Genomic DNA, 18,144 nt, shown 5'->3' with positions numbered 1-18,144 from the left:
GGTTTCCATTAAGCTTTGCATTCTTAAAATCTGCCAACCGAAAATGGCTTTATACTTTCCAGCCCAAAACCACTATGTTCCGAAAGGGATTGATTTACAGCTCCCCCATAATCTTGGCCTACATCCCGGTCGCCTTCACCTTCGGTGTGCTGGCCAGAACTCTCGGCTTTTCTGATGTGGAAGCACTGTTGGCATCAATGCTGATATTCGCGGGAGCGAGCCAGTTTGCCCTGGTCACTCTTTACAACCAGACAATATTCAGTGCTATCTTTATCCCGATTTTCATCAACCTTCGACACCTTATATATAGCTCAATAATCGCTCATAAGCTTAAATTGAAGCTTCCTCAAGTTTCGGCCTTTGGTCTGACCGATGAAGTTTTTGCAGTCTCAGTAAACTCGGCTGAAAACGAGAGATTTCTCTTGGGGCTCGAGCTTGGTTCCTACTCAGCATGGGTTGCCGGGACAGCACTGGGCGCTTTTGTTGGTGGTGCACTTATTTTGGATGAGAACATTTACTCCGCGCTCGTTTTCTCCGTCTCTGCTTTATTTCTCGTCCTGCTCCTTCCGAACCTGAAAGGCAGGCACATAAAAGCCGCGTTGAGCGGGGGAGCTGTTGCCTTAGCTTTCCACCTTCTAAATTTAACTGCTGCTGGAATAATAGCTGCTGCTCTTACAGGTCCGCTACTTTCGGGGTGGGAGGATGAATGAAAAGGTTGTAGCAATTGTTGCTGTAGCCATCGGGACGTATCTTTCCAGATTTCTACCTTTGAAGTTCAAATTCAGTACTTCTAAAAGAATGAAGAACTTCCTTTCCCTTTCCTCCACTTCGGCCATCTCAGCTCTCTTTGTAACTTCCATCTTCACTACCAATGCGGGAGAGATGGGTTTAAGGGTATTAGCCCTCATTCCCCTCATCCTGACCTTCAACCGCTGGAAAAACTTCGGCATATCCATCATCGCTGCCATTATCTCTTACTATCTCCTCAGGCTTGCAGTGTGAGTGCGAAAAACTTTAATCTTTTATACGTTAAATATCACCATGACTCTAAAAACAAAAGACGGACTTACGCTTTTCACCCGAAGTTGGGATGTTGAATCACCAAAAGCCGCCATCTGCCTTGTGCACGGTCTTGGTGAGCACTCTGGAAGGTATGAGCACGTTGCTGAATTCTTCAACGAGAACGGCATATCTTTTGCAGCCTTTGACCTCAGAGGACACGGAAGGTCGGAGGGAAAGAGGGGACATGCTGAGTACGAGAAGCTTATGGACGATATCGAGCTTTTTCTCCAAAGCTGTGATTACGACTGCCCGAAAATACTCTACGGGCACAGCATGGGTGGGAATCTCGCTCTGAACTTCCTTCTCAGGAGAGATGCTGATGTTACGGGAGGTATAATTTCTGCTCCCTTCTTGGCCCTTCCCAAAGAGTTGCCAAAAATCCTCTACTTCGTTCTGAAAATTCTGAATGCAATAGGTCCCTCAATTCAGCTTTCAAACGGAATAAATCCCGAACTGATAAGCAGAGACAAAGAGGTTGTCAGGAAATACGTTTCAGACCCTCTCGTTCACGACAAAATCTCTCCGAGGTTTATTCTGCAGTCACTTGAGGCGGGCAAGTGGGCATTGGAGAATGCTGAAAAACTGAAAAAGCCGATTTTGCTCATACACGGGACCGCTGACCAGATCACCTCTTATGAAGCGAGCAGGGAATTCGCGAGGAGGGGTGGAAAGCTCTGCAAGTTTATCAGCTACGAGGGCTTTTACCACGAGCCCCACAATGAGCCTGAAAAGGATAGAGTACTTGCTGACATGCTGGGGTGGATAGAGGAGGTGATTTAGTGCACATCCTCGGCGTTGATGCTGGAACGACAGGTGTGACGGTTGGGGTTTATGACGAAAATGGAAACCTCGTTGCCAAAAGCTATTCTGAATTTGAAACATACTATCCCCAGCCCGGATGGGTTGAGCAGGATGCCGAGCACTGGTGGAACAGCATCGTGGATGCCTGCAGACAGGCGGTGAAGATCGCAAAAGCCACTGACACCATCGCAGCCATCGCTGTTGCGAACCAGAGGGAAACCATCGTTCCTGTAGGGAGAGATGGAGAGCCTGTCAGCAGGGCGATAGTCTGGCAGGATAGGAGGTGCGGGGAGGAAGTCAACCTGATAAAGGATAGGATAGGGGAGAAGAGAGTTGCAGAGGTAACAGGATTGAAGCCAGACCCATACTTCTCTCTGCCCAAAATCCTCTGGTGGATAAGGCACACGGATGTGATAGAAAAAAGCTGGAAACTCATGCTCGTCCACGACTACATCGTCTACAAGCTCACCGGGGAGGTTGTGACGGACTACTCAAATGCTTCAAGAACGATGCTGCTCGATCTGTACTCGCGAAAGTGGTGCGATGAGATTGCCGAGGAGTTTAACTTCGACATATCTCTGATGCCTGACCTCGTCAATTCGGGAGATGTTGTGGGGGAGATTAGGGGAAACGTTGCCGAAAAGCTTGGAATCAGCTCAAACCCTGTCGTTGTTGCTGGTGGTGGGGATCAGCAGTGCTCCGCCCTTGCCCAGGGAGTTGTTGATGAGGGGAGTGTGAAGTCCACTACCGGGACTGGGACTTTCATGGTCGCCCCTGTTGAGAGGATAAGAGATTACGGAGAGATAATCTACTCTGCCCACGTTTTACCGGATGTAAATGTGGGGGAGGTGAGCATATTCACAACTGGCAGCCTTCTTTCATGGGTTAAAAGGGCATTCTATCACGGCGAAGGTTACGATGTTATAAACGAGGAGGCGGAAAAGTCGGGTAGAGGGGCGAGAGGCATCTTTATACTGCCTTTCTTTTCAGGCGCTGGATGTCCTCACTGGAATTCTGAAGTTAAGGGGGCAATATTTGGCCTTACATTAGCACACAACAGGGGAGACATTGCAAGGGCTGTGATGGAGTCAGTTGCGTTTGAGGTCAGAACGAACATAGAGGTGATGGAGAAGAAGGGGATAAAGATTGATGAACTCAGGCTTGATGGAGGTGCGGCAAACAGCAAACTCTGGAACCGGATTTTTGCCGATGTCACCAAAAGAAAGTGCTTGGTCTCATCAGATGTCGAAGCTACTGCGAGGGGGGCGGCGATACTTGCAGCTTCGGGCAGCGATAACTTCAGTGGTATTGGTGATGCGCTTAAAACTTTCCTTCCTGATTTTGCTGAAGTGGAACCCTCAAAGGATGGAACAGAAGAGTACGAGGAGATTTATAGCAGATACGTTCAAATCAGGGATGCAAACTTAAAAAGCTGCTGAGGAGGGATTGAATGGCAGTACTGCTCGTAGTGGTTGACGGTCTTTCTGACAGGCCTGTTAACGGAAAAACTCCTCTGAGTGAAGCAAGAAAGCCGAACCTTGATTTTCTTGCAGAAAGGGGAATAAACGGAATCATGGACACCATAGCTCCCGGAATAAGGCCTGGGAGTGATACCAGTCATCTCGCTCTGCTCGGCTACGACCCTTACAAGTACTATAGCGGCAGGGGGCCAATTGAGGCTGCCGGAGTGGGGATAGAGGTGAAGCCGGGAGATGTGGCCTTCAGGGCCAACTTTGCCACAGTTGAGGGAGAGGGGAGCATATTCGACAAGACTGTCGTTGACAGGAGAGCGGGAAGGATTGAGGACACTTCAGCCTTAATCGAGGCGATAAAGGAGAAAGTTAAGCTGCCTGTTGAGTTTCTTATTGAGAGAGGTACAGGCCACAGAGCGGCGGTGGTCTTCAGGGGAGAGGGGCTTTCAGATAAGGTGAGCGATACCGATCCGAAGGCCGTTGGGAAGAAAGTAAAGCGCTGCGTTCCGCTTGAAGAAGATGAGAAGGCCAAGAGAATGGCCGAGATGGTCAACGAGTTCATGCAGCAGGTTCATGAGGTTCTTGAGAACCACCCGCTGAACAAGGAGAGGGCTGAGAAGGGATTGCTGAAGGCAAACGCTTTACTTCTGAGAGGGGCTGGAGAGATGCCTCACGTACCGAGATTTGAGGAAAAGACCGGCTTAAAGCTATGCGTAATTGCCGCAACAGCTCTCATCAAGGGCGTTGGAAAAATTGTTGGTGCTGACGTAATTACACCTGAGGGGGCAACGGGAAACAAGAACACGAACCTCGATTCAAAGGTCGAAACGGCAGTAAAGGCTCTGGAAAGCTACGATATAGTGTTGCTCCACATTAAAGCAACCGATGAGCTTGGGCACGATGGAGACTTCGAGGGGAAAAAGGCCTTCATAGAAAAGCTTGACGCCAAAATTGCCCCACTGCTTGATCTGGACTTCAGCAAACACTGTCTTATCCTCACCGCAGACCACTCAACGCCAATCAAAGTCAAGGATCATACTGCCGATCCAGTTCCGGTTGTTATTGTGCATGAGGACGTTAGAAGGGATGAAGTCAGAACTTTCAGCGAGTTTGAAGCGTATAAGGGAGGGCTGTGCAGAATAAGAGGTGTGGATTTGCTCAACATTGCCCTCGATTTGCTCAACATTGCGAAGAAGTTTGGGGCCTGATTTTTTATATAAATGGTTGAACTCTCTTTACCTTACTCTTAATCGGGAGCTAAGTTTGGGCAGTATTGCATCTTTGCTGTCTTTGTCAGGAGGCGCATTGGTTTCACTGGCAAATGTTTACAACTTTGTGCGTACGGTCTGTAGTTGGGTTTACTTACTGCAACTTGCCATCAAAACTCAGCCCAACACACCTCTGACCCCCTTCACCACATCAAGCAAGGTCTCTGCAACCCTCGCTCCTGCATCTCGGAGAGCAGCAATCTTTGCCTCTGCAGTCCCCATATTGCCCTCGATTATCGCTCCAGCATGCCCCATCCTCTTTCCAGGTGGTGCTGTCCTTCCCGCTATGAACGCCACTACCGGCTTGGACATTTGCTTTATGAACTCTGCAGCCTTTTCTTCTGCTGTCCCTCCAATTTCACCGACCAGTAGCACCGCCTTGGTCTCTTCATCCTCTTCAAACATTTTAAGAACGTCAACAAACGTTAATCCCGGCATTGGGTCTCCTCCAATACCCACCACTGTTGATTGTCCAATTCCTGCTTTTGTTAGATTCTCACAAATCTGGTAGGTGAGCGTTCCACTTCTCGAAACCACACCGAGATTGCCTGGCATGAAGCTTCTGTCAGGCAGAAGTCCAACCTTTGACTTCCCCGGGCTGATTACTCCTGGACAGTTGGGGCCAAGGAGCATTGATTTCACTTCTCTCAGCTTCCTGTGGATGAGCATCTCGTCGTAGAGCGGTATGCCCTCAGTCACACACACAACCAGCCTCAATCCTGCATCGAATGCCTCAAATATGGCATCTGTTGCAAAACGTGCGGGAACATAGATGATTGACGTATCAGCATTCGTTTCGGCAACAGCCTCCTCTACAGTGTTGAAGACGGGCACTCCGTGCACCTCAGTACCACCTTTTCCGGGAGTTACTCCCCCTACGACCTTAGTTCCATAATCAAGCATCCTCTTCGCCTGAAAACTTCCCTGAAATCCCGTTATTCCCTGAACAATAACACGAGTGTTCTCATCAACAAGAATTGCCATATCCATCACCCCGCAAGCTCTACAGCTTTTCTCGCACCTTCCTCAACCGAATCGACAAAGTAAATTTCAGCTCCCTTTTCCGAACTGTATCTCTCAAGCATTTCTCTTCCAATATCTTCATTCGTGCCGGCAAGCTTCACGACGAGTGGAACTTTTCTTTGAGCCTCATCCAGTGCCAAAATTATTCCCTCGGCAACCTTTTCGCATCTCGTTATCTCGGCGTAGATGTTGATGAAAACGACCTTTACATTCGGATCCTTAAGAACGTGCAGCAAGCAATTTTTCATCTTCTCAGGGTCTGCCAAGCCTCCTCCAGTGTCGAGGAAGTTTGCTGGCTTTCCTCCCATCAGATTGATTATGTCCATTGTAGCCATTGCCAGGCCCGCACCGTTAGCAATAACACCCACATTCCCTCCAAGGTGAACGTAGTTGATTCCCTTCAATCTCGCTTCCCTCTCAAGCGGATTTTCCTCCGTCGCTTCTCTCAGCTCTGCAAGCTCCGGATGTCTGTAAAGGGCGTTATCGTCAACGTTCAGTCGGGCATCAGCAGCCAGAAATCCCTCACTCGTCACGGCAAGAGGGTTAATTTCAGTAAGCTCTGCCTCATAGGTGAAGGCAATTTCAGCCAATTTTTTTATGATGTCGAACATCTGCTTGTACTCATCTCCACTAAAACCTGCCCTGAACAGCGCTTTACGAACCTCGTAGTCCTTTAACCCCCAGAGAGGGTCAAAGTAAATCCTGTGTATTTCATCTGGGTGCTTTGCGGCAATTTCCTCAACATCCATTCCTCCCATTCGACTGAAAATCACTGCCGGAAGTCTGTTTACCTTGTCAACGACGTATCCAACGTAGTATTCCTTCTTTATTTCGAGCTGCTCTTCCACAAGAACCTTCTCAACCTTGTGCCCCTTTATACTCATCCCAAGAATCTTCTCCGCTACCTCTCTCGCCTCTTTCGGACTGTTTGCTTTCTTAACGCCTCCAGCCTTCCCTCTCCCTCCCACGAGAACCTGTGCTTTTACAACCACCTTCCCTCCGAGCTTTTCTGCAATTTTCTCTACCTCCTCAGGAGTGGTTGCCACCTCACCTCTTGGAATCCCTATTCCATGCTTTGCGAAAATTTGCTTGGCCTGATGCTCGTGAAGGCGCATCTTACCACCCTTTTAATACGATTTAAACATTCTAAATCTAATTATTTAAAAAATTTTCGGAATTCCATTTCCAAAAAGTTTAAATATTTTTGTTCACCGTCAAAATGACTAGAAAAGCTGCAAACTCAACTGCCAGAACGAACATCACAAGACCTGTCGTGGAGACATCGTAGAGATATCCCAGAACAGCTCCTCCAGCAAACATGGCAAGTCCGAAAATTGAGTTGAAGATGCCGTAAGCTGTGCTTCTTTTCTTCACTCCTGTTAGGTCAGCTATCGCAGCTCTCGTTGTTGCCTCATGCATCCCCATCACAGCTCCCCATGCCGCAACACCAGCAACAACTCCGGCAAATGTGGGTTGCAAAGCGAGCAGAGTCAAAGGTGTCAGCAGTGGAACAAGCATGAGTGTTTTCAGGCCGATAACGTCGTAGCATTTGCCAGAAATCAACGCAAAGAGGGCATCAACACCCATGGCAAGGGCGTAAAGGAGAGGTATGAGCCTTAAATCGACATAGCGGGCCAGATGGTAGGAGAGCAAGGGAAAGCTGAGAAATCCCACAACACTTAGGAAAACGAAGATTGAGTAAAGCAGGAAGCTTCCTTTAATCTCACTTTCCTGCCTCTCCTCCTCAAACCTCTGTGGAGCGGGGTACAGCTTCCAGGTTGCAAGGAGAGCCAGCAGTACCAACAAGGCTGGTAAAAACAACACCATAAAAGCTTCTTTGTAGCTATAACCTACAAGCGCTGAGAAAACAATCAGCGGGCCAATTACCGCTCCAATCTGGTCCATCGCTTCGTGAACACCAAACCCCAATCCCCTACCAACCTGTTTTGTAGCAAAGGACAGCATAGCATCTCTCGCGGGTGTTCTGATCGCCTTTCCAAGCCTCTCAGCCACAATAAGCACAGCAGCCACCCACCAGTATTGAGCAAAAGCCAGCAATGGAATGGAAAGGATTAGAGAGTATCCGAGAAAGGTCATAAGCCAGTGCCTTCCAGTTCTGTCCGCAACGTAACCTGAAAGCAGCCTTAAACCATAGCCCGTAAACTCCCCAAACCCCGTCACAAGCCCAACTACAGCTGCGCTTAAACCAAAAGTGGCGAGATATGGCCCAACTATGCTTCTCGCCCCCTCGTAGGTGATATCCCCGAAGAGACTCACCAAACCCATCAAGATGATGAACTTCATTGCTTTGCTCATTCATCTCTCCCTCCACATATCTTTAAAAAGCTCTAACTATCTCTGGCAATTTCAAGCCCCTTAGGGTTTAAGAGGATTAAGATTTAAATAATGAACCAATTCAGGTGGGAAGGGTGATTGCATCCATCCTTAACCGCTGTTATGCTGCTAACGTCTGTTCTCAGGATAGTGTGGATGCAATCATAGAGGGATAGACTTGAAAAAGCTTGAGGTTTTACAGGTTTATGCAATCAAGTAACACCAAGCGTAGAGGATAACGAAAAATTTGATATTTCTCATGGTATTAGTGTTAATATGAGCAGTGACCTTCAGAAAAGAAAACAGGAGTGGCTGGAGAAGTTGAAGAGAGAGGGAAAGCTTCGAGATCCTACGGAGGATCACAAAATTGGTCTGAGGGCCTTGCAGCACAGAGTTAGAAGGGAGATTATAAAGTTCATTGGGTACGGAAAGAGGAGTTTTGAGGAGATTGTGGAGAGATTCAACCTCTCTGAAGCCCAGGCCAGAATGCATTTGGATCTGCTTGAGGAAGCTTTGTTCGTCGAGTCAAAGGTGGAAGGAGGGAAAAAGTACTACTCTCTCACTCCACGTGGGGAAGCTTATCTTGAAAATGTCGAATGGAGGTAAATCTCACGAAAAGTTTTCATCAACTTAAAAACGTAGATTGTTTTCCATCGCTGTAAATTCATCTCCTTCTGTTCGTTTCCTATCCAGGCTTTTTACCCGGTTGTTTAAGTTCTGATTTCTCTTGTTGTTCATGGAGGAGTGAAAATTAGTATTATTTTATATGCTGAAGTGTCGCACCTTTATTTTTATTTTTAACCAAGTAAAATCGGTAAGATTTAAGTATTATCGAAATACAAAGAATAATTGGTGATGGAATGGTAGCTGTTGTGGGAGTTGGGTATTCGGGTTTCAATTCCACCACACCCGACCTGAGCTGGAAAGAAATCATGTACGAGGCCGCTGTCAGGGCTTACACCGATGCCGGCATAAATCCACGCAGAGATGTGGACAGCTTCGTAACGTGTGCAGAGGACATCTACGAGGGTTTTGCAATCTTCGATGAATTCGTGCCAGACCAGCTTGGGGCAGTGGTAAAGCCAACGTGCACAGTGTCAGGAGACTTTCTCTATGGCGTTGCCACTGCCTACATGCAGATCAGAAGCGGTCTTGCAGATATAGCAGTCGTTGAGGCCCACAGCAAGGCGAGCGACATTCAGACTTTCGGAAATGTTGTCAAATTTGCGATGGATCCAATATGGCTCAGGAACATTGGAAATGCGCACCCCTACTACCTCGCTGCCTTAGAAATGTTTCAGTACATGTCCGAGAGGTGTCTGGGTGAAGAGGATGTTGCAAGAGTGGTCGTTAAGAACAAGAACAACGCTTTGCTGAATGAGTCGGCCCCGTATGCGGCTAATGTAACCATTGACGATGTCATGGCGAGTCCGAAGCTCTTCGATCCGATGAAGAAGATGGAGATCGCCCCCCTCGCTGATGGGTGTGTTGTATTTGTTCTTGCAAGTGATAAGGTTGCGAGAGAGCTGACAGACAGCCCTGTTTGGGTTAAGGGTGTAGGATGGTGGAGCGAAACTTATGGTTATGACACTGCAAGCCTGTCTGCAATGTACGCCTACAAGGCAGCGAAGATGGCATACAGGATGGCCGGAATAGCGAATCCCGCCAAGGAAGTTGATTTTGCCGAGGTGGATGACAGGTTCGCATTCAAGGAACTCCAGCACATAGAGGCGTTGCAACTCGCAGGAAAGTTCGACTCGGCAAGACTTATGGCTGAAGGCTACTTCGACAGGGATGGTGCTTTGCCAGTTAACGTTTCAGGAGGAAGTCTCGGAGTTGGCAACCTGCTTGAGTGCACTGGAGGGCAGAAAGCTCTGGAAGTGGTTCTCCAGCTTCGCGGTGAGGCGGGCAAAAAGCAGCTAAGTGATGTAGAGACCGGAGTGGCGCAGGCGTGGAGATATCTGCCCACTCACAGCGGTGCTGTGGCTGTTTTTGGTGTGTAAGGTGGTGGATATGGAAGTTGAGAAAATTAGCGGGTTGAAGTTCCACAAGAAGCAGGATGTGGCAATCGTTGGAGCGGGAATGACGACCTTCAAGAGGAGACTCAACGAAACCGGGAGGGAGTTGAGCTATCTTGCCATAAAGCAGGCTCTTGAGGAGGCTGGTATAACAATTGACGATATTGAGATGGTTGTGATGGGCTCCGCCCCTGACACGTTCGATGGTTTGCACATGAAAGGAGAGTATTTGCTTGACGGCTCTGGAGGTTCAGACAGGCCTTACATGAGAGTCTTTGTGGGTGGAGGAACGGGAGTCTTTGCCCCTATAGCTGGATACTGGCATGTCGCGAGTGGTTTGGCTGATGTCTGTCTTGTGGTTTGTGAGGAGAAGATGTCTTCATCCCATCCACACCCTCAGTCGGCGTTCAAGTACATCTGGGATCCGATTCTTGACCGCCCGCTGAGCCCCAACCTCATCTGGATTTTCGCTCTTGAAATGCGCCGCTACATGCATGTACACAACATCAAGCATGAGGACATTGCTCTTGTTTCGGTGAAGAACAAGGGAAACGCTCTGGATCATCCATGCGCTCAGGTGGCAGAGAAGATTACGGTTGAGGATGTGCTGAACAGCGAGCCAATGGCTCTTCCTGTCAGAAGGCTTGATGTATCTCCGCCATCAGATGGAGCAGCAGCCCTAATCATGGTCGCTCCGCACATTGCGAGACAGCTTACTGACAATCCAGTTTGGGTGACTGGAGTGGGCTGGGCTCTCGACACCACATGGTGGACTAACCGTGATCTGTACTTCCCGCGCTATGTTGCTGAAGCTGCGAAGATGGCATACAGACAGGCACACATCAATGACCCACGAAAGGAGATTGATGTTGCCGAGCCATACGACCCATTCGATTACAAAGAACTGCACCACATGGAAGGATTAGGCCTGGCAAAGAAGGGAGAAGCGCCCATTCTCACAAGAGAGGGAGTAACGCAAAGAGACGGAGACCTACCCACCTGCCCATCAGGAGGACTGCTGGGAGTTGGTAATCCAATTGCAGCGACGATGGGTGTTAAGGCTTGCGAACTGTACTGGCAGCTCGCCTACAGGGCAGGGAAGAGACAGGTGGCAAAGGAAGTCACAACGGGCGTATGTCAGGCATGGGGAGATCTGATGCAGGTTGGAACGGTTATGGTTATGTCAAATAAGAGGTGATAGAATGGCTGTTGGCAAGAAGGATATTGAGTGCCCTCCATACGCTGAGGGAACACCGCTGAGTGATGCTGACATCAAACAGAAGAAGGTCACGTATGTGGAAGATCACCCGGATATCCGCTACTCCTGGACCGCTGGGCAGGCTATAAGCAAGTTTCTTAACGGTCTGAAAGAGGGCAAGATTCTGGGAGTGAAGTGCAACAAGTGTGGCAGAGTGATGGTTCCGCCAAGAATGTTCTGCGAGCTCTGCTACAAACCCATTGACGGATGGGTCGAGCTGAAAGATACAGGCACCGTTGAGACGTTCTCCATCTCATACATCGACCCCGATGCCAGGCCACTGCCTGAGCCTGTTATAGTGGCGGTCATCTCCATTGATGGAGCATCACCGCACATGGGAATAATGCACATTCTCGATGAGGTGAAGCCAGAGGACGTTTACATCGGGATGAAGGTAAAGGCTGTTTGGAAGAGCGAAGAGGAGAGAGAGGGAGCGATTACGGATATCAAGTACTGGAAGCCGATGGAGGGATGAAGATGATTGAGAAGATTGTTAATCCAAAAGAGTTGAGACACTGGGATGGCAGAATAGAGCTTTACTGGATTTACACGAGTGGAAAGGCAGGAGACGAGTTCTTCAAGAAGCTCATGAACGAGGAGAAGTTTCTGGCTGCCAAATGCAAGAAGTGTGGAAAGGTTTACTTCCCGCCCCGCATCTACTGCGAGAAGGATTTCAGCGAAACTGAGTTTGTGGAAGTGAGCGGGGAGGGTTGTGTAAGAGCTTTCACAGTTGCAAGGCTCGACGCTTACGAGAAACCTTTGGAGAAGCCTGAAATTTACGCTGTTATTGATATTGACGGCACAGACGGCTGCCTGATTCACCTTCTTGGCGAAGTTGAGCCCGAAAACGTTGAAATCGGTATGAAGGTGAAGCCGGTTCTCAAGCCGAAGAACGAGAGAGAAGGAAAGATTACCGATATTCTCTACTTTAAACCTCTCTAATTTTTTGGTGATAGCATGAACTTTGAATTTAACGAAGAGCAGAGGATGATTGCCAACGCTGCAAGGGACATAGCCAAGGACTTCCCGCCTGAGTACTGGAGGGAGAAGGAGGAGAATGGGGAGTTTGCTGAGGAGTTCTTCAAGGCAATAAGCGATGCGGGCTTCATGGGCATAGTGATTCCGGAGGAGTACGGTGGTGGAGGCTACGGAATAACCGAGCTGCTGATAGCGATGGAGGAGCTTGCAGCGAATGGATGCGGGATGGCTGGAATCTGGTACATGGTTTTAACTGAGGTTTTTGGTGCATTAACTATAGTACGGCACGGAACGGAGGAGCAGAAAGAGAAGTATCTGCCTAAAATTGCAAAGGGTGAGATGGAGTTCTGCATGGCCCTAACCGAGCCGGATGCAGGAACGAACACTCTGGCTATAAGAACGACAGCTGTGAAGGATGGAGATGAGTGGGTTATTAATGGTAACAAGATCTTCATCAGCGGTGCCGACAGGGCGAAGGGGATGCTGATAATCGCCAGAACGACACCAAGAGAGAAGGCTGAGAAGAAGACCCATGGCATAAGTCTTTTCCTTGCAGATTTGCCCAATGATGCGGTAAAGGTGAATCCGATCCCCAAGCACGGAATAAATTACTCCAAGACCTGTGAGGTCAGCTTCAACAACCTGAGGCTACCTGAAAATGCGCTGATACCCCCACTTGATGGTGGATGGTATCATCTGCTCGACACGCTCAACCCTGAGAGAATGAGCTTCACCACGGCAGCAATCGGCATAAGCAGGCTTGCGATAAGCAAGGCAGTTGAGTATTCAAAGCAGAGGGTGGTGTTCAAAGATCCAATAGGCAGTTATCAGGGGCTGCAGTTTCCGCTTGCTGAAGCCTACGCAACGCTGGAGTGTGCGAAGCTCATGAACTTCAAGGCCGCAACGCTGTTTGATCAGGGGGCAAACTACAGAGAGGTTGGAGCTACTGCGAACATGGCGAAGGCGGTTGCAGTGGAGGCTGGAATAAAAGCAGTCTACTGGGCAATGCAAGTCTTCGGTGGATACGGATATTCCAAGGAGTATGACGTGGAGAGGTGGTGGAGGGAGATCAACCTCATCCGCCTGGCTCCTGTAACCCAGCAGATGGCTCTGAACTTCATAGCCGAGCACATTCTCGGAATGCCCAAGAGCTACAGGACGTGAGAGGATGCCGGCTATTGAGTACAAAGAAGAGGACGGAATTCTCTGGGTGAAGTTCAACCGCCCTGAAGCTCTTAATGCGATCAACAAAGACTTCGTGGAGGGGTTGAAGGAGGTTGTGGAATATGCAAAGAAGAACAAAAGTGTTAGAGTAATTGTACTGACTGGAGAGGGCAAGGCATTCTGTGCTGGGGCGGACATTAAGATGTTCTCCGAATCATCTCATTTTGTAGCGAGAAACACGATAGAGGAGCTTGGAAAGGTTCTCGAAGAAATGGAGGACCTTGAAGTTCCTGTTATAGCTGCTATAAATGGATTTGCATTGGGAGGTGGGTGTGAGATTGCAATGGCCTGTGATATCATAATAGCAAGCGAAAAAGCCAGTTTTGGGCAGCCTGAGATAAATCTCGGCATTATTCCCGGTGCAGGAGGGACGCAAAGGCTTGCGAGGATTGTTGGATGGAAGAAGGCAATGGAGATGTGCCTTACTGGGGAAAGAATTTCGGCGGATGAAGCATACAGGCTCGGATTGGTAAACAAAGTGGTTGAGCATGATAAGCTGATGGACGAAGCAAAAAAGATGGCGGAAGTCATTAAGAGCAAGTCCCCCTACGCGGTGGCTTTGGTTAAGCAGGCGGTAAACAGAGGATTCAAAATGGAGTTGAGGGACGGAATAATGTACGAGAGAGACCTGTTTGCCCTGTCCTTTTCCTCTCCAGACGCTGAGGAGGGGATAAAGGCATTTGTTGAGAAGAGGAAGGCCGAGTTCAGGAGGGACAGGGAGTGAAGTGGAGATTTTTTGCCATTTTTTTAGCATTAATTCTGCTTGGATGCGCTCAACCTGCGGAGCAGAGTGGGGAGATAATAAAGATAGGCGTTCTTGTTCCTGAAACCGGACTTTACTCAACAGCCGGAGTTGCAATGAAGAATGCTGCCGAGCTTGCTGCAGAACATGCAGGAAATGTAGAGCTGGTCTTTGCTGATTGTGGTGACACACCTGAGAAGGCGAAAACGGCCTTCGAATATCTCGTCTCCCAGAATGTTGATGCTGTTGTCGGCGCATACTCAAGCCCGCAGTCGATGGTTGTGGCGGATGCTGCAGGAGAGAGCAAGGTTGTTTACCTCGTCAGCGTTGCTTCTACCGAAGCAATAGAGAAAAAGGTCGCTGAGGGCAACAATTATGTTTTCAGGGTTGCTTACAACACCACCTACTGGGGTGCGCTGGCTGGAGAATTTCTGAAGCTTGCAAAGCCTGAGAAATACTACTTCGTGGGATACGACCCCTTAAAGACCTTCAATCAGGGGATGCTCAAATCAATCAAGTCTCTCTACGGTGATCCGGAGGTGGAGGTTTACTACAAGTCTCCGAGCGTCTCTCCAGATGATTACAAAAAGGTGGCCAGAGAAATTGCGGGGATGGCTGGAGACAGAGATGTCATCATTCTCGGTGATCCGGGTGGAATTTCGATAAACTTCCTTAAGGAATACAGAGCAAACGGTGGTAAGGGGTTGGTTTATTCAGTGGGTGGTGCTCTCGCATTACCATCAACACTGAAAAAGATTAACGCTGAATATACAGTATTTCAGGCTGCTGCACTGGAAGTGACTGAGAAGACGGACATGACCAAGAAATACTTCGAGGATTACAGAGAGAAGTATGGAGAGGACGCAAACAACTACGCTGGCCTGCTAACCTACGACTCGATTATCATACTATCCCAAGCCTACAAGAAGGGGGGTAAAGATAAACTCATTGAAACTCTCCTGTCCGGAAAATTCGAGGGTGCGGCAGGAATTTACAGGTTCAATGACTTGCATCAAGCTTTGTGGGGAAGCGATGAGCTCAAAGGTGTCATTGGTGAGTTCGTCGGAGGAGAAGTGAAGGTTCTTTATCCACCTGAATTTGCAACGTCCCAGGTTCTGTGGATGAAATGATTTCGGCACTTTTAACAGCAATTTTTTTATCTTTTTTCGCCTCTGCTGTAATTCTGAACTACAAAATTGGCAGACTGCTGAACCTCTCCTTTGCATCCATCTTCACTCTCGGGGCCTATATTTATTTCAGCTTTAACCCAACCTCTGCACTGCTGCTTGCCCTCATTTTTGGAGGAATCATGGGGGCGATAGTGTCAGCTGCAACAAGGAAGTTATCAGTTGCGGAAGCTACCATCATATCACTCGGTTTTTCCATAGCAATCGAGGAGTCTCTGAGATTTCTCTACAGAACCTCTTACTACCAAGTAATGGAAACTAACTATGTAGAATTGTTTGGGGAAGTCGTGAGCATTCATGAGATGTTGAATGGGGCGATGATTGTCCTCCTATTCCTAGCATTCGCAGCAATTCCCCTTTCGAGAAGGGGATTTGAATTAAAGTTTGTAGAGGATGACTGGGAGCTGGCAGAGATGTACGGAGTTGACACATCGAGAATCAGATTTCTAACAATTTCAATTTCGTCCAGCTTCATCTGTCTTTCTGGAGCAGTTTTGGCTCCAACTCAATCCCTATTCCCTTCGATGGGTTGGAGCAGTATGGTCATAGCGGTGATAATCGCCGCAATTGCTGCGTTAGCGGGTAATGCAGGGTTGAGGAAGTACGGCCTCACGATTCCAATAGCCATAGCATACACCGCAGTACTGAGGTGGCTGCTTTGAAGAAAGATTTTGCAATTATCTTAGCATTACTCCTGCTACCCCTACTACTCAGGAGCAGTTTTATCGTTTCAGTTGCAACGATGGCCGTCGTTTACTCTATCCTGTCACTATCTTGGTTTTTCATGGAAAAAGAGGCTGGATGGACGAGCCTTGTTCACTCAATACCCTTCGGCATTGCTGCATATGCTCTGGCAATCAATCCAGTTCTCATCATTCCGGCTTTTTTGCTGTCACTTCTCCTGTTCACAGCCCTATCCCTTTCCGGGAGAGAGAAGTTCGTCTTCACGTCCTTCATCACCGCAATTGTATTCTGGTATTTTTCGCATTACATAACTCTCAGTGTAAACGGTGGAGTTGTTGGTGGGGAGGAGGGCTTCTCATTCCTATCGATTGGATTATGGGAGAGCTACCTGCTGTCTTCTTCGATGTTGCTGCTCTTCTTCACATCCTTTGCTCTCATCAGAAAGTCAGGGCTTGGACTTAAAATTGAGGCTGTGAGAGATGATGAATTCGCCGCGAGAAGCATTGGTATTAATGCTTTCAAAATTAGAATCGTAAGCTTTGCAATATCAGTTTTTACTGCAACAGTTGCCGGTGTGTGCTATCTTCTGTATTTCGGCCACGTCTCCCCTGAAATTTTTTCCGTTGAGATTGTACTTCTACCCTTCGTTGCCAGTCTCATCGCTGGTAATAGGTGGGCGTCTCCAATAATCGGTAGCTACATAATTGTAGTCGTCTCCAGAGCTTTTTCAGGAATTCTGCCGGAGACACATCTCCTCATCTACGCTGCCGTTCTGATGCTATCTCCCAAGCTAAAGAGGTGGTGGGGTGCTTCAGCTTATTGACGTGTCAAAGGTTTACAACGGAAATGTGGTGCTGAGGGGCATAAACTTCGAGCTTGAGAGTGGATTTGCCGGAATCTACGGACCAAACGGCAGCGGAAAGTCAACGATGCTCAAGATAATTGCGGGAATTGAGAAACCGGATTGCGGGAGAATTTTGTTTGAAGGAGAGGACATAGCAGGAAAGACACCTGAAGAGGTAGCAAGGATGGGCATTACAATCGTCTACCAGATTCCAAGACCCTTCAAGAACATGAGCGTAATTGAAAACGTGGCCACCCCATTTATTTTGAGGGTGAGCTACAGGGAGGCGATGGAATCTGCAATGGAAATCTGTGAATTTGTTGGTCTCAAGAATAAGGTGAATCTAAAGGCAGGTTTACTGTCTCAAGGTGAGCTTAGGTTGCTGGAAATAGGAAGAGCCTTGGCAGCGCAGCCGAAACTCATGCTTCTCGATGAACCATTCTCAGGGCTTGATGTGGAGAACGCAAAAAGGGTGAGGAGGATTTTGAGAAAAATAAAGCGGGAAGGTGTGGATGCCATTGTTACTGCCCACAGGATGAAGCTGCTGAGGGATATTGTTGATGTCAGCTACGAGATGAGGGGTGGAAAAATTGCTGAGGGCTGACAGAGTTAGAGTGGAGCTTAACGGGAGGATGATTTTGAAGGATGTTACCTGCTATTTGGAGAGGAGAGAGATAATGCTTATTGCTGGCCCTAACGGCAGCGGAAAGTCAACCCTGCTGAAGTGCATTATGGGCTTGATGGAGTCTAAGGGAAGAGTTTTCCTCGATAATGTGGAAATTACACATTTAAAGCCCTCTGAGAGGTTTAAAATGGGTATAACTCTGGCACCGGAGAGGTTGAGAGTTGCAAAGAATTTGACTGTCGAGGAGAACGTGTCTATTTCAGGGGACTTTCAGGAGGCTCTGGAAATCTTTCCCGAGCTTGGACCACTGGCCAAAAAAAAGGCAGGAAAGTTGAGTGGTGGTGAGAGGCAGATGGTGGTTTTGGCAAGGGCCCTCATATCAAAACCAAAGTATCTGCTCCTCGACGAACCCTTTCAAGGTCTTCACAAAGACCTGAGGGTGAGGGTAGTAAACATGATTTACAACCTTTCCAAGAAGTGTGGAGTGGTGGTTGTTACTCACGACGAACTTGATGAGATTTTTCTTATGTCAGATAAAACCTGTATTCTCGTTGGAGGAGAGGTTCTTTACTTTGGCGACAGTGAGGGTGCGGAACAGCTAATGAGAGAGATGTTCATGTAAAA

General features: G+C 48.2%; 20 protein-coding genes. 17 read left to right on the top strand and 3 right to left on the bottom strand.

What is annotated here, in order from left to right; all coding sequences use genetic code 11:
• Nucleotides 1-74 precede the first annotated feature (74 nt).
• The 5 genes from H0Z19_RS01110 to H0Z19_RS01090 are packed head-to-tail and all read left to right on the top strand — an operon-like array spanning nt 75 to nt 4,543.
• Nucleotides 75-710: an AzlC family ABC transporter permease gene (locus tag H0Z19_RS01110; protein ID WP_290722975.1), complete on the top strand. Its 636-nt coding sequence runs from the start codon at nt 75-77 to the stop codon at nt 708-710.
• Nucleotides 703-1,002 carry an AzlD domain-containing protein gene (locus tag H0Z19_RS12010; protein ID WP_365892159.1) on the top strand — a complete coding sequence of 100 codons (300 nt, stop codon included), beginning with the start codon at nt 703-705 and terminating at the stop codon, nt 1,000-1,002. The genes H0Z19_RS01110 and H0Z19_RS12010 overlap by 8 nt, the downstream gene beginning before the upstream one ends.
• A gap of 39 nt (nt 1,003-1,041) precedes the next feature.
• Nucleotides 1,042-1,842, top strand: coding sequence for an alpha/beta hydrolase (locus H0Z19_RS01100; RefSeq protein ID WP_290722970.1), 801 nt, complete (start codon nt 1,042-1,044; stop codon nt 1,840-1,842).
• Entirely contained in the window at nt 1,842-3,302 is a 1,461-nt protein-coding gene (locus H0Z19_RS01095; protein ID WP_290722968.1) for an FGGY family carbohydrate kinase, read from the top strand. Before H0Z19_RS01100 ends, H0Z19_RS01095 begins: the two co-directional genes overlap by 1 nt.
• Before the next feature lie 11 nt (nt 3,303-3,313).
• The gene (locus H0Z19_RS01090) at nt 3,314-4,543 is read left to right on the top strand and encodes a 2,3-bisphosphoglycerate-independent phosphoglycerate mutase (RefSeq protein WP_290722966.1); all 1,230 of its coding nucleotides are present in this window, start codon (nt 3,314-3,316) and stop codon (nt 4,541-4,543) included.
• Between the two features lie 177 nt (nt 4,544-4,720).
• Here H0Z19_RS01090 and sucD read toward each other — a convergent pair whose 3' ends face one another.
• The 3 genes from sucD to H0Z19_RS01075 form a co-directional block, all read right to left on the bottom strand.
• Nucleotides 4,721-5,587, bottom strand: a complete 867-nt coding sequence (sucD, locus tag H0Z19_RS01085) for a succinate--CoA ligase subunit alpha (protein ID WP_290722964.1) — start codon at nt 5,585-5,587, stop codon at nt 4,721-4,723.
• 5 nt (nt 5,588-5,592) lie between these two features.
• Nucleotides 5,593-6,741: an ADP-forming succinate--CoA ligase subunit beta gene (sucC, locus tag H0Z19_RS01080; protein WP_290722962.1), complete on the bottom strand. Its 1,149-nt coding sequence runs from the start codon at nt 6,739-6,741 to the stop codon at nt 5,593-5,595.
• A 79-nt stretch (nt 6,742-6,820) separates the two neighbouring features.
• Nucleotides 6,821-7,942 (bottom strand): MFS transporter, encoded by a 1,122-nt coding sequence (locus H0Z19_RS01075; RefSeq protein ID WP_290722960.1) that lies wholly within the window; start codon nt 7,940-7,942, stop codon nt 6,821-6,823.
• Nucleotides 7,943-8,236: 294 nt separating this feature from the next.
• Between H0Z19_RS01075 and H0Z19_RS01070 the strand changes: the two genes are divergently transcribed.
• The 12 genes from H0Z19_RS01070 to H0Z19_RS01015 all read left to right on the top strand — a co-directional run bounded on the left by H0Z19_RS01070 (nt 8,237) and on the right by H0Z19_RS01015 (nt 18,142).
• Nucleotides 8,237-8,566, top strand: a complete 330-nt coding sequence (locus H0Z19_RS01070; protein WP_290722958.1) for a winged helix-turn-helix domain-containing protein — start codon at nt 8,237-8,239, stop codon at nt 8,564-8,566.
• A gap of 254 nt (nt 8,567-8,820) precedes the next feature.
• Complete coding sequence (locus H0Z19_RS01065; protein WP_290722956.1) at nt 8,821-9,963, top strand: thiolase domain-containing protein; 1,143 nt, start codon at nt 8,821-8,823, stop codon at nt 9,961-9,963.
• A 10-nt stretch (nt 9,964-9,973) separates the two neighbouring features.
• Entirely contained in the window at nt 9,974-11,176 is a 1,203-nt protein-coding gene (locus tag H0Z19_RS01060) for a thiolase domain-containing protein (RefSeq protein ID WP_290722954.1), read from the top strand.
• Nucleotides 11,177-11,180: 4 nt separating this feature from the next.
• Nucleotides 11,181-11,711, top strand: coding sequence for a Zn-ribbon domain-containing OB-fold protein (locus H0Z19_RS01055; protein WP_290722952.1), 531 nt, complete (start codon nt 11,181-11,183; stop codon nt 11,709-11,711).
• A 2-nt stretch (nt 11,712-11,713) separates the two neighbouring features.
• Nucleotides 11,714-12,178 (top strand): Zn-ribbon domain-containing OB-fold protein, encoded by a 465-nt coding sequence (locus H0Z19_RS01050; RefSeq protein ID WP_290722950.1) that lies wholly within the window; start codon nt 11,714-11,716, stop codon nt 12,176-12,178.
• Between the two features lie 15 nt (nt 12,179-12,193).
• Nucleotides 12,194-13,378, top strand: a complete 1,185-nt coding sequence (locus tag H0Z19_RS01045; protein ID WP_290722949.1) for an acyl-CoA dehydrogenase family protein — start codon at nt 12,194-12,196, stop codon at nt 13,376-13,378.
• Between the two features lie 4 nt (nt 13,379-13,382).
• Nucleotides 13,383-14,162, top strand: coding sequence for an enoyl-CoA hydratase/isomerase family protein (locus H0Z19_RS01040; RefSeq protein WP_290722948.1), 780 nt, complete (start codon nt 13,383-13,385; stop codon nt 14,160-14,162).
• On the top strand, nt 14,159-15,310 hold the full coding sequence (locus tag H0Z19_RS01035) for an ABC transporter substrate-binding protein (protein WP_290722946.1): 1,152 nt from the start codon (nt 14,159-14,161) through the stop codon (nt 15,308-15,310). Before H0Z19_RS01040 ends, H0Z19_RS01035 begins: the two co-directional genes overlap by 4 nt.
• Entirely contained in the window at nt 15,307-16,029 is a 723-nt protein-coding gene (locus tag H0Z19_RS01030; RefSeq protein ID WP_290723009.1) for a hypothetical protein, read from the top strand. The genes H0Z19_RS01035 and H0Z19_RS01030 overlap by 4 nt, the downstream gene beginning before the upstream one ends.
• Nucleotides 16,026-16,874: a hypothetical protein gene (locus H0Z19_RS01025; protein ID WP_290722944.1), complete on the top strand. Its 849-nt coding sequence runs from the start codon at nt 16,026-16,028 to the stop codon at nt 16,872-16,874. Before H0Z19_RS01030 ends, H0Z19_RS01025 begins: the two co-directional genes overlap by 4 nt.
• A complete protein-coding gene (locus tag H0Z19_RS01020) occupies nt 16,858-17,499 on the top strand; it encodes an ATP-binding cassette domain-containing protein (RefSeq protein ID WP_290722943.1) in 642 nt (213 codons plus the stop codon). The genes H0Z19_RS01025 and H0Z19_RS01020 overlap by 17 nt, the downstream gene beginning before the upstream one ends.
• Entirely contained in the window at nt 17,477-18,142 is a 666-nt protein-coding gene (locus tag H0Z19_RS01015) for an ATP-binding cassette domain-containing protein (RefSeq protein ID WP_290722941.1), read from the top strand. The genes H0Z19_RS01020 and H0Z19_RS01015 overlap by 23 nt, the downstream gene beginning before the upstream one ends.
• Nucleotides 18,143-18,144: the final 2 nt, after the last annotated feature.

The sequence above is a fragment of the Archaeoglobus sp. genome (assembly GCF_017656475.1).
GTDB lineage: Archaea > Halobacteriota > Archaeoglobi > Archaeoglobales > Archaeoglobaceae > Archaeoglobus.
This window is presented reverse-complemented; position numbering and strand designations above follow the sequence as displayed.